Origin of the sequence: Polyangium fumosum (genome assembly GCF_005144585.1) — a bacterium.
GTDB lineage: Bacteria > Myxococcota_A > Polyangia > Polyangiales > Polyangiaceae > Polyangium > Polyangium fumosum.
Window position 1 is genome coordinate 69,538 of sequence record NZ_SSMQ01000016.1, and the last position, 11,032, is coordinate 80,569.

Below are 11,032 nucleotides of genomic sequence, written 5' to 3' on the forward strand. Positions count from 1 at the left end.
AATACCAACCTCGACGGCTTCGGGCGCCACCGCTCGGGACGTGCGTCGTGGGAACGGTACCGGAAGCCGGCTCCGCCCGACGCCCGAGCCCGCTGGCGCTCTTCCCGTCCTTCACGCAAGATCCGCTTCATGAGCAGCGCCGCCCGCGAGAGGACGCCCGCCACGTACGCCGACCTCGAGGCGCTCCCGCCCGGCGTCAAGGGCGAGGTCATCGAGGGCGTCCTGTACACCCAGCCTCGCCCGCGCGGCGGTCACTCCCGAGCCTCTTCGATCCTCGGCCGTCGCATCGGAAACCCCTTCGACGACGGCATCGGCGGTCCCGGCGGCTGGTGGATCCTCGACGAGCCAGGAATCGAACTGCCGGGCAGCCCCGAGGTCGCGCCGGACATCGCCGGCTGGCGCCGCGAGCGTATGCCGGAGGTCCCGGACGACGGGCCCATCACGGTCGTGCCCGACTGGGTTTGCGAGGTCCTCTCGCCATCCAATCGAACGTACGACCGTCGCATCAAGTTCCCCTTCTACGCGAAGGTCGGCGTCGCCTATCTATGGGTGGTCGATCCGCCCGCGCGCACGGTCGAGATCAAGAAGCTCATCAACGGCCATTTCACCGACATCGCCGTGTTCGCCGATGACGAGCTCCTCCGCGCCGAACCTTTCGACGCCGTGGAGATCCCCCTTTCGCCTCTCTGGTTCCGCGGACCCTAACCCAACGAGGACCCCTTTCATGTCCCGAGCTTCCTTGGAGCGCGAAACGACCGCCGCCCTCTCCCACGAGCGCGCCTACGCCCGCCGGGCGCGTATGGAGCGAGCCCCCCATTTCATCGAAGGCCGCTTCGTCAATCCGGCCGTCCTGAGCTCGCCGCGCGTCGAGTTCGGCGTCCTGCGTGAATTCTTCGCCCCGCGCGTCTCCCGCAGGCCGCCCGCGGCTTTGCCCATGATCTCGCCGCTCGACGGCTGGCGCGACCCGCCGCGGACCGGCCTCCGCACGGCTTGGCTCGGCCATTCGACGGTCCTCCTCGAAATCGACGGCGCGCGCATCCTCACCGATCCTGTCTGGGCCGACCGCGCCTCTCCCACGCGCCTCGCTGGCCCCAAGCGCTTCCACGAGCCGCCTGTCGCCATTGCGTCCCTCCCGCCGCTCGACGCCATCCTGGTCAGCCACGACCATTACGATCACCTCGACGCCGCCGCTGTCCGCCTCCTCGCGACCACCAGCCAGGCCCGTTTCTTCACGGCGCTCGGCGTCGGCGCTCGCCTCGAAGGGTTTGGCGTTCCACACGACCGCATCACTGAGCTCGACTGGTGGGAAGAGGCCCCGATTCCCGGCACCGACGTCGCCATCGCCGCCACCCCCGCGCAACACTTCTCCGGCCGCGGCCCCTTCGATCGCAATACCACCCTCTGGGCCAGCTACGTCTTCCGCGGCCCTCGCCACCGCGTCTTTTTCTCCGGCGACACCGGCCCCGAGCCCACGCTCCCGCTCATTCGCAAGCGGTTCGGCCCCTTCGACCTCATCCTCCTCGAAGTCGGCGCTTTCCATCCTGCCTGGGGCGACATCCACCTCGGGCCCTGGCAGGCCATGGAGGCGCACCGCGCGCTCGGCGGCGGCCCCTTCTTGCCCGTCCACTGGAGCACGTTCGATCTCGCGCTGCATACGTGGGACGAGCCCATTGTCGTCCTCGAAGAGGGCGCGCGGGACGGCCAATTCGACCTCCCCCTCGTCGCGCCGCGTATCGGCGAAGTCCGGGACGTCCTCGATCCGGACGACATCCGCCGCTCGCTCGCGCGCCTCGACGCGTGGTGGCGCGAGGTGCGTTAGACCTCGCGAAACCGCTTGCTTGCCCGCGCCCCCTCGTCGCACCATCCCGCCCATGGAGCGACCCTTCGAGATCCCCGAAGACCTCAACATGGCCGACTGGTTCCTCCGCGCCCGCCTGCGTGAGGGCCACGGCGATCGGGTCGCCCTCCTCGCGGGGGATCGGCGCCTCACGTACGCCGACGTCGATCGCCTCGCGGCGCGCTTCGGCCACGTCCTCCGGGGTCTCGGCGTGCGTCCCGAGGAGCGCGTCATCGTCGCCCTCCCCGACATTCCCGAGTTTGCCGGCGCCTTCTTCGGCACGCTCGCCCTCGGCGGCGTCGTCGTCATGGTGAATTGCCACCTCAAGCCCGACGAGATCGCTTATTTTTACGAATACACCCGCGCCCCCGTCGCGGTCGTCCATGCCGAGCACCTCGCCGCGTTCGTCGAGGCCTCGAAGGGCGCGCGGCACCTCCGCCGCATCCTCGTCGTCGGCGCGGAAGACGCGGCCCCGCATGCCTCCTTCGAGGCCCTCGCCGCGGGCGTGCCGGAGACGATCGACCTCTTCCCGAGCCACCGCGACGACGCCGCGATATGGATCTTCTCCGGCGGCACCACCGGCAGGCCCAAGGCCGCCGTCCAGACGCACGCCTCCTTCGTCAACACGACCGAGCTCTTCGGCAAGCGCGTCCTCGGCTACGGCCCCGACGACCGCACCCTCTCCGTCCCCAAGCTTTATTTCGGTTATGCCACCGGCTGCAACCTCCTCTTCCCGTTCTCCGTCGGCGGGAGCTGCATCCTCTTCCCCGAGCGCTGCACGGCCGAGGCCCTCTTCCAGCAGATCAAAAAGCACCGCCCGACCATCCTCATCAACGTCCCCACCATGGTGAACCACATGGTCTCGCACCCCGACGCTGCCGCGCAGGACCTCTCCTGCCTGCGCGTCGCGACCTCCGCGGGCGAGGCCCTGCCCGTCGAGCTCTACGACCGCTGGAAAAAGGTCTTTGGCGTCGAGCTCTGCGATGGCCTCGGCACCGCCGAGATGTGGCACATCTTCCTGACGAACCGCCCCGGCGACGTTCGTCCGGGCACCCTCGGCAAGGTCGTCCCCGGCTTCGAGGTCAAGGTCGCCGACGACGACGGCCGCGAAGTGCCGGACGGCGAGGTCGGCTGGCTCTGGGTGCGCGGAAATTCCCGCGCGATTGGGTACTGGCACGAGATGGAAAAGACGAAACGTGCCTTCCGCGGCGAGTGGTACGTCTCCGGCGACATGCTCCGCAAGGACGCGGACGGATACTTCACGTACTGCGGACGCGGCGACGACATGCTCAAGGTCGGCGGCAAATGGCTCGCCCCCGCTGAGGTGGAGAACTGCCTCCTCCGCCATCCGGCCGTCGCGGAGTGCGCCGTCGTCGGCGTCCCCGACGACCATGGGCTCACGAAGCCCCACGCCTATGTCCTCCCACGGGAAAACCGGCCCGGCCTCGACGAGGAGCTCAAAACGTTCGTCAGGGAAAAACTCGAGCCCTACAAGGCCCCGCGCGAGGTCTTCCTCGTCGACGCCTTGCCTCGCACCCACCTCGGCAAGATCGACCGCGGCAAGCTCCGCCGCGCCTGACCGCGCCGTTTCCTTCGCTACCTGGGTGTGTTACACGCACCCGTGCTCCGATGACGCTCGCCTCCTCCGCCTACGGCCGTCCCCTCGGTCCCCTCTTCGCGCCGCTCGCCACGCAGGGTGCGCTCGCCGCGCTTGCGCCCAGCGCGCGCCTCGCGCTCGCCGCCGCGATGGCCGAGGGCCTCGGCCGGGCCTTTGCGCCCGGCGATACGCTCGTGGGCGCCGCCGGCTTGCCCACGGTCCTGCACCGACCCACGGAATTGCGATTCGTCGCCATTCCCGGCGGCACGTTCGTGATGGGATTGTCCGACACCGAGATGGGCGAGATCACCGCCCTGTATACTCCCCTCGGCCGCGCCGACGAGGCGCGCGACCTCGTGTGCTGGTCGACGCAGCCGCCGCGCCGCGTCCACGTCCGTCCCTTCCTTTGCGCGCTCCTGCCCGTCACCGATCGCCTCGCCCATGCGCGCCTCGCCGACATGTACCCCGGCGACGACGAGGGATACGTCCCTTCCGACACGCCCGTCCCCTTCACGCCGCGCCTCGCGGCCGAGCTCCGCGGCGTGCTCGGCTTCCGCCTCCTCTCCGAGGCCGAATGGGAATGGATCGCGCGCGAGGGAGGCGCCCGCGCCTGGCTTCGGGATCCCCCGGCATCCATCTCGCTCGCGCTCGATCCGACCCGTGACGCCTCGCCCCACCCCAATGCCTTTGGCATCGACCTGCTCCAGACCGGCCTCGAATTCGTCGCCGATGCCTGGCACGAAGGTTATCTCGGCGCACCGGAAGACGCGATCGCCTGGCATCCGCGCGCCATTCCCGACAACACACGCGGCTGCCATGGTGGTTTCCAGGACGAAATCGAGGCCGTCCGCCTCCACGCCGGCGTCCGCGAGGGTCGCCACGGCGACGAACCGGCCGCCGTGCGCTTCGCGATCGACCTGCCCTGACGCTCAGGGCTTCCCTTCGAGCGCCTGCACCATCCCGTCGAAGAACTTCTCCGACGTGCACTCCATCCCCGTGTAGAGCTCGACGAACGTCGTCTTCACGTGGTGGATCTTCCAGTCCCCCACCTGCGCCGTCCCGCCGCTCGGGATCTGCTCCTCGTCCATCCCGGCCAAGGCATTCACCGAATACAACGTCCGGACCTCCGCCTCCGGACAATCTTTCTTCTGCTGATTCACGCATTCGACCGCGAGCGAGAGCTGCGGCCCGCCGCCCGGGATCGCCGGCAACATCGCCGGGATCTCCGCGTTCGCATACCGCATCGCCACGGCTTGCCCTTTCGCGCCGCTCACCAGATACGATTGATTGTCCTGCTTCGCCGTCACCACGTCCCCCGCGGCGAACACCTCCCCGAGATTCGCGCCCTCCCAGGCGAACCGCGCGGGCATCCCTCCCGCATCGAAGGCGAGCTCCATTCCGAGCGCATCCACCGCCGTCACCGTCGCCTGCGCCCCACTCGTCAGATCCGGCGTCGGATCCTCGAACCCGAGCCACGGCCACGATCCGAGCACGACCTTGTCCTGCTCCGCCGTGCACGCGGGCCCCGGCCCTCCGCCTGCGCCGCCGGCCCCGCCCGCGCCGCCGCTCCCGCCCGCGCCGCCGTTTCCGTCGCCGCCCGCGCCGCCGCTTCCGCCCGCGCCGCCGCTCCCGCCGCCGTCTCCGCATCCCGCGAGGCACGCTCCCACGGCAATCACGAGCCCTGCCATCCAAGAGAATCGTCGTCCCATGCACCATGAAGCACATGCGACTGGGGCGGCGTCAATCCCGCACTCTTTTACCAGCCCCCGCGCGCCCCGCCGCCCCCCGAACGACCTCCGCCGCCGGAGAACCCGCCGCCATCCCCGCCGCCGCCTCCTCCTCCGCGACCTCCGCGCATGAGGAACCACAAAATGGTGAGCGCGAGCGACGGATTCACCGCGAACAACACCAAAAACGCCACCACGGCCACGCCAATCCAGACGAGCTCGTGCCCCCGCTTCGCCTCCGGCTGCGTCGTGTGCCCCGGCCCGGGCTCGGGCGCGAACGCGCGGCCCTCGATCGCTTGCAGCAACGCCGACACGCCCGCGTCGACGGCGCCGTTCGGATCTCCTGCCTGAAGCCGCGGCGCCATCACCTCCCGGATGATCCGCGAGGCGATCGCGTCCGGCACGCGATCCTCCAGCCCATATCCCACTTCGATGTCGATCTTCCGGTCCTTGGCCAGGACGAACATCACGAGCCCGTCATCGAGCCCCTTCCGCCCGACCCCCCACGCCTCGAACGTCCGCACCGCCCAATCGTCGAGCGCCGCGCCCCCGATCGAATCGCCGATCCACACCACGACCTGGTGCCCCGTCTGCCGCTCGTATTGCGCGAGGCGCTCGTCGAGCCGATGCCTCGTCTCGGGCGACAGCAGCCCCACGGTATCCGTGACGTGCTCGGTCGGCGCCGGAGGAATCGGCGCGGCTTGTCCCCGCGCGAGCCCGACGAACGAAAGCCACGCGGCGAGGACGAGGAACGTGACGGCGCGAATCATGGCCGTCCGGTCAGAACTGCACGGCCGGCGGCCGCTCGGCGCCGCCCGTGGCCCGGAAATACGTCTTCGTGTCGAAGCGATCCCCGAACATGTCGGCGATGAGCGTCGTCGGGAAGCGGCTGCGCGTCGTGTTGAACTCCCGCGCCACCTCGTTGTACCGCATGCGCTCGACGGCGATTCGATTCTCGGTCCCCTCGAGCTGCGCCTGGAGATCCCGGAAGTTCTGCGTCGCCGACAGCTCGGGATATCGCTCGACGACCACGAACAGGCGACCCAGCGCCGACGAGAGTTGATCCTGCGCGGCCTGGAATTGCTCCATCGCGGCGGGATTCTCGGTCGCGTTCGCAGCCCCGCCGCCCGCTTGCATGCCGCCGCCCGTCACGGCCGCGGCGCGGGTCCGCGCGTCTGCCACCTGGACGAACGTATCCCGCTCGAAATTCGCCGCGCCGCGGACGGTCTCGACGAGGTTCGGTACGAGATCGAGGCGCCGCTGGTAGACGTTCTCGACCTGCGCCCATTGCTGCTCGACCGCCTGATCGAGCGAGACGAGCCGATTGTACGTGCTGATTCCTGCGCCCGCGACCACGAGCACCAGGATGAGGACGCCTGCGAGGACGAGGAGCGCCTGCTTCATCGATACCCCCGTGCACACGGCGAATGCCGCGCCGCACGGGGGGATGCACGGAGCGTGCTGGCCGCCCTCGTCGAACGAAGGGCCCGGTCAGCCCCTCCGCCTGCGGCGCCGCATCGCCATCAACGCCATTCCAGCGAGGACCCCGAGCCCGCCCGCCGCGCCCGCCTCGCGCCCGGCGGCCCGGCAATCGCAGCCGCTCTCGTCCGGCGGATACGTCAGCACGCCTCCGCTGCCACCCGCGCCTCCACTCCCGCCCGCGCCGCCGCCTCCGCCCGCACCCCCGCTGCCACCCGCGCCGCCTGCGCCGCCGCTTCCACCGGCGCCACCACTCCCGCCCGCCCCGCCGCTCCCGCAATCGGGGATCGGCACGTACTGGCAGCCCGCTTGCGGATCACACGAATCGGCCGTGCACGGATCGCCGTCCACGCAGACCCTCAGCCGGCCCGTGCAGACCCCGAACGCGCAGCCGTCGTCGAGCGTGCACGCATTGTTGTCGTTGCACCCGACCGTATTCGCCGTGTGCTTGCAGCCGAGCTGCGGATCACAGGCGTCGTCCGTGCAAAGGTTCCCGTCGTCGCAGCTCGTGGCCCTTCCCCCCGCGCACGCGCCCCCCGCGCACGCCTCGCCCGTCGTGCAGGCGTCTCCGTCGGCGCAGGCCATTCCGTCGCTCGCGCCGGCGTCCTGACAGACGTCCTTCACCACGATCTCGGCCCGCGTCATCTCGATCGGCGCCGCGCCCGGCACGTCCTTGTTGTGCTCCCAGAGCTGCCAGATCGTATCGCCCCAGGCCCGGAGCTGCCCGAAGAACGGGTCCGTCTGCGCGATGTACGCCGCGGGCTCCCCCGAGGGCGTCGGGCTCGCGAGCGACGTCCCCGTCCCGAGGATCTCGTCCCGCAAGAACTCCACGTATTCGCGGCTCGTCGTCTGGTAATAGAGCCGCACCTCCACGCGGCTCCCGCCCGCCGGCAACGTCAAGCTCACGTCGTCATAACCGCCCGTGTACTCCTCCGCCGAGAACAGGCCGGGCGCGACCGACCCCTCCCAGACCGGCTCGGACAGGCGCTTTTCGGCCTCGGCGATCCGGAATCCCTTCGGCGGGATGCGGTTGTCCTTCGACCGCTCCGTCCCGAGGAGGAAATGGAACGATTTCGTCTGTCCCGTCAACGAGCTCGCCATCTTCACCTCGTAGACGAGCCCCTCGTCGTGGGTCTCGTTCGCTCCGAGCGGCGGGCTCGACGGCGCGTGCGCGGGATCGAGCCCGCGGAGCGTGCCCACGCCGTCGTCGTACGGGTTCACCTCGTGGAGCATCGTATCCCCGTCGAACACCCGCACGTTGAGGAACATCCGCCGGCCCTCGGGATACCCCGTGATGAGCTTGTGCCCCGTGTTGTTCCGGACCCGGAACGACGTCGCGCCGCTCAGCGGGTCGTAGGCCAGCGAGAGAATCGTCGCCGCGCGGCCGAGCGTCCATTTCGCGCGGTTCGACCCTGCGAGCAGCGCCCCTGCGTCGAGCCTCGTCCCCTCGTCGAGCGAGAGCGTCAGCGCCGCCGCGCCTTGCCCGAGCAACGCCGCGTTCGTCGCGTCGTAGTTCGTCGACGACGGCACCGTGCTCGCGAGCAGCCACGGCACGAGCGCATTGCCGCCCGTGAGATCGTGCAAAGGCTGCCCGCTCGAAGGATGCTCCACGCTGTCCGTCGGTCGGATCACGGACCCGACGATCGACGCCCCCGCGCCCACGCCGTCCGGCATGTGGCAATCCTGGCACGACGCGATCGTATTGCCCGGCTGCCCCGTCTCGAACACGCCCGGCGCATACGGCCCCACGCCCGGCGCGCCGCCGGGCAGCCCGTAATCGCTCAGCATGAACTCCGACCACGTCCGCTCGACATGCGAATACTCGGCCGGCGGCTGGGTCTCCGTCGGCAGCACCGTCGTCCCGTCGTTTGGCATCGTGCCCTTCGCTCCCATGTTGGCGAGCACCGGGTTCGACACGTCGTGGCACGTCCCGCAATAATACTTGCTCTTGTGATAGCGGCTGTACTGCATCGGGTGGAACGCCTGCGCGTCCGCGAACGAGCCCCGCCGCTCCGGCTTGTCGCTCACGTAATATTGCCCCGCCCCGTTCTCCAGGTACGTCGCGCGCACGGGACGATGATCCGCGCCGAACATCGGGGTCCCATTGAAGAGCGTGTGCGACTGGGATTGCACGATGTCCGCCTCGCGCGCCTTCTCCGCCCCGACCGACGACATCGACCCGCTCATGTTCGTCTCGTCCCAGTACCCCGCCCAGTCGCTCCCCTCGCGCGTCCCCTGGAACGTGTCCTCGAAGAACGGGTCCACCATGCGGTGGCAGAAATCGCATTGCACCCCGTCGAAATCGGCGTCGCCCATCGCCTGGCCGTTCGTCGGATCACTCCGTAGCTCCAGCCACCCCTTCGGCATGTGGCAACGCAGGCAGATATCGGTCCCGTTCGGGTTGCCGAGCGCCCATATCGAGTCCTGCGCGGCGACCGTCAGCGCGGCCCAGAAAAACGGGTCCCGCGCGGCCTGCCCCATCATCGACCCTTTCCACCCGAACCCCGGCTCGATCGCCGGCGCATACCCCGCGTGACAGCCGAGGCACTGCGAGGGCGGCTCGATCGCCATCTCCGCCCGCGGCTGCGTCCCCGGCATGCGGATCAGCGGATCGTATTGCACGATCATCGGCTCCCACGCCCACGCGAGGGCGGGCGCGGCGGCGAGCGCGAAAGCGAGGAGGGCAGGGGTCTTGATCCGGGGGAAAGCGCGTTTCGTCATGGCCAAGCTCCGAGGCCGGTCATGCTCGCACGACGCCGCCCCCGTCCGCTACCGCGAAGGCTTGCGCCGCCGATCCACGTAGAACGCGAGGTTCTGCTGGAGCCGTGCGTCGTTCGGCCGCGCCTTCGTGGCCTTCCTCGCGGCCGCCTCGCCCACGTCGAACGCCCCGAGGAAGTAGGCGGACGAGGCCACGAGATCGGCCATCTTCCACGTGTACACCTCCTCGTCCACGAAGAGCCTGTCCTCGACCGGCAACGGCAGCTCGTCGCCGCGCCGCGCGTAGAGGTACGTGAGCGCGTGCTCCTTGCGTGTATCGTGGTGCAGCGCGATCGCGTAGAGCGGCTCGGCCCGATGCGGCGCCGCGAGGTGCGCGTCGAGCCAGCGCGAGAGCACCCGCGGCCAGGGCAGGTTTTGCCCCACCCCGCACCGCGCGATTCCCATCTTCGACTCGAAGATCTCCTCCGCCCATCCCCCCATCGCGATCCGACGCGAGAATGCGGCCTCGGCCTCCTGGAATCGGCCGAGCCAGAGCAGCGTCTCGGCGAGGTAAAACGCCGCGCGCGCGTTCGTCGGATCCTCGGCGAGCGCCCGTTCGAGCAGCCCCACGTCGCGCTCCCAGCGCTTCTTGCTCCGCTCCGCCGACACCTCGCCGCGGTCGTGCCGGATCCGCACGTCGGGCACCCGCACGCTCGGCGGCGGCCGATCGTCGTGCATCAGCACCTCGTGCACCACGCCGCGGAACCGCCAGCCTGCGGCGCTGCGCACGATCCGCGGCGAATCGAACTGGATCCCGAGCGCCACCCGCACGTAGTACGCCTCGCGCTCGGGCCCCTCGGCCGCCCGCTCCCGTTCGAGGAATGCGCGCAGCGCCTTGCCATTCTCGATCTCGTCGTCCGCGTCGAGCCAGAGCACGAACGTCGTCGCCTCGCCCGCCAGATCGAGCGCGCGATTCCGTGTCGTCGCGAAATCGACGAACGGCTCCTCGAAGAGCTCCCCGGGCACCCCTTCCATTGCGCGGCGAACCACCTCCTGGGTGCCGTCCGTCGAGCCCGTGTCGAGGACGACCCAGCGATCCACGAAGGGTTTTGCGCTCGCCAGCGTCCGCGCGATCGTCGCCGCCTCGTCCTTCACGATCATCGACAGCGTGAGCAGGCTCCCGGGCTTCTTCGGCATGGCGGGGGCCATGAAAGCCCGTGGGGCGGGGGGCTTGTCAAGCGCGGAGGGAGGGGAGCCCAGCATGCGGGATCTTGTCGTCCGCGTTCGTTTCTGCTCTCCTCGTCGCATGCGTAAATTCTTGGTTGTCCTGGGTATCCTCGCGCCTCTTGCCCTCTCCCTGCCGGCCCGCGCGGACATCCCGCCCGCGACCTCGTCCGGCACCGGCGGCGCCGGCGGCACGGGTGGCAACGGCGGCAACGGCGGCAACGGTGGCAACGGCGGCAACGGCGGCAACGGTGGCAACGGCGGCAACGGTGGCGCTGCGAGCTCGACGGGCGGCTCCACGGAGCAACCGAACACGGACGAGGGGAGCTGCTCCGTCGTGGCCCCCGGCGCCGTGACCTACGGCGCCACGGGCGCGTGGATCCTCGGCCTCGGCGTGCTGGTCTACAGCCGCAGGTCCCGCCGTCGGTGAGGGCGGCTTCGCCGTGCGCAGCATGCTGCGGCACGCGCGAA

The 11,032-nt window shown here is 70.0% G+C and carries 10 protein-coding genes; 5 read left to right on the plus strand and 5 right to left on the minus strand.

The annotated features are described in order from the left end of the window. The first annotated feature begins 129 nt into the window (after positions 1 to 129). From E8A74_RS17275 to E8A74_RS17290, 4 genes are read left to right on the plus strand one after another with little or no spacing between them, the layout of a single operon-like run. Complete coding sequence (locus E8A74_RS17275) at positions 130 to 705, plus strand: Uma2 family endonuclease (protein WP_136930118.1); 576 nt, start codon at positions 130 to 132, stop codon at positions 703 to 705. A 19-nt stretch (positions 706 to 724) separates the two neighbouring features. Further along, a complete protein-coding gene (locus E8A74_RS17280) occupies positions 725 to 1,819 on the plus strand; it encodes an MBL fold metallo-hydrolase (protein ID WP_232379611.1) in 1,095 nt (364 codons plus the stop codon). A gap of 52 nt (positions 1,820 to 1,871) precedes the next feature. Further along, positions 1,872 to 3,416, plus strand: a complete 1,545-nt coding sequence (locus E8A74_RS17285) for a benzoate-CoA ligase family protein (RefSeq protein ID WP_136930119.1) — start codon at positions 1,872 to 1,874, stop codon at positions 3,414 to 3,416. A 50-nt stretch (positions 3,417 to 3,466) separates the two neighbouring features. Then, positions 3,467 to 4,360, plus strand: a complete 894-nt coding sequence (locus tag E8A74_RS17290) for a formylglycine-generating enzyme family protein (RefSeq protein ID WP_136930120.1) — start codon at positions 3,467 to 3,469, stop codon at positions 4,358 to 4,360. Positions 4,361 to 4,363: 3 nt separating this feature from the next. Here E8A74_RS17290 and E8A74_RS53965 read toward each other — a convergent pair whose 3' ends face one another. The 5 genes from E8A74_RS53965 to E8A74_RS17315 all read right to left on the minus strand — a co-directional run bounded on the left by E8A74_RS53965 (position 4,364) and on the right by E8A74_RS17315 (position 10,534). Next, positions 4,364 to 5,122, minus strand: coding sequence for a hypothetical protein (locus E8A74_RS53965; RefSeq protein ID WP_136930121.1), 759 nt, complete (start codon positions 5,120 to 5,122; stop codon positions 4,364 to 4,366). Positions 5,123 to 5,190: 68 nt separating this feature from the next. Continuing rightward, the gene (locus E8A74_RS53970) at positions 5,191 to 5,931 is read right to left on the minus strand and encodes a TPM domain-containing protein (RefSeq protein ID WP_211365384.1); all 741 of its coding nucleotides are present in this window, start codon (positions 5,929 to 5,931) and stop codon (positions 5,191 to 5,193) included. A 10-nt stretch (positions 5,932 to 5,941) separates the two neighbouring features. Beyond that, positions 5,942 to 6,565 carry a LemA family protein gene (locus tag E8A74_RS17305; protein WP_136930122.1) on the minus strand — a complete coding sequence of 208 codons (624 nt, stop codon included), beginning with the start codon at positions 6,563 to 6,565 and terminating at the stop codon, positions 5,942 to 5,944. 87 nt (positions 6,566 to 6,652) lie between these two features. After that, positions 6,653 to 9,361, minus strand: coding sequence for an MYXO-CTERM sorting domain-containing protein (locus tag E8A74_RS55520; protein WP_170229187.1), 2,709 nt, complete (start codon positions 9,359 to 9,361; stop codon positions 6,653 to 6,655). Positions 9,362 to 9,409: 48 nt separating this feature from the next. Further along, positions 9,410 to 10,534 carry a glycosyltransferase gene (locus E8A74_RS17315; RefSeq protein WP_170229188.1) on the minus strand — a complete coding sequence of 375 codons (1,125 nt, stop codon included), beginning with the start codon at positions 10,532 to 10,534 and terminating at the stop codon, positions 9,410 to 9,412. 109 nt (positions 10,535 to 10,643) lie between these two features. Between E8A74_RS17315 and E8A74_RS53975 the strand changes: the two genes are divergently transcribed. Beyond that, entirely contained in the window at positions 10,644 to 10,991 is a 348-nt protein-coding gene (locus E8A74_RS53975; RefSeq protein ID WP_211365385.1) for a hypothetical protein, read from the plus strand. Positions 10,992 to 11,032: the final 41 nt, after the last annotated feature.

Coding starts and splice junctions, on each gene's coding strand:
- E8A74_RS53965 (WP_136930121.1), bottom strand. CDS start 5,122: ATGGCAGGGCTCGTGATTGCCGTGGGAGCGTGCCTCGCGGGATGCGGA.
- E8A74_RS55520 (WP_170229187.1), bottom strand. CDS start 9,361: ATGACGAAACGCGCTTTCCCCCGGATCAAGACCCCTGCCCTCCTCGCT.
- E8A74_RS17285 (WP_136930119.1), top strand. CDS start 1,872: ATGGAGCGACCCTTCGAGATCCCCGAAGACCTCAACATGGCCGACTGG.
- E8A74_RS17280 (WP_232379611.1), top strand. CDS start 725: ATGTCCCGAGCTTCCTTGGAGCGCGAAACGACCGCCGCCCTCTCCCAC.
- E8A74_RS53970 (WP_211365384.1), bottom strand. CDS start 5,931: ATGATTCGCGCCGTCACGTTCCTCGTCCTCGCCGCGTGGCTTTCGTTC.
- E8A74_RS53975 (WP_211365385.1), top strand. CDS start 10,644: ATGCGTAAATTCTTGGTTGTCCTGGGTATCCTCGCGCCTCTTGCCCTC.
- E8A74_RS17275 (WP_136930118.1), top strand. CDS start 130: ATGAGCAGCGCCGCCCGCGAGAGGACGCCCGCCACGTACGCCGACCTC.
- E8A74_RS17305 (WP_136930122.1), bottom strand. CDS start 6,565: ATGAAGCAGGCGCTCCTCGTCCTCGCAGGCGTCCTCATCCTGGTGCTC.
- E8A74_RS17315 (WP_170229188.1), bottom strand. CDS start 10,534: ATGCCGAAGAAGCCCGGGAGCCTGCTCACGCTGTCGATGATCGTGAAG.
- E8A74_RS17290 (WP_136930120.1), top strand. CDS start 3,467: ATGACGCTCGCCTCCTCCGCCTACGGCCGTCCCCTCGGTCCCCTCTTC.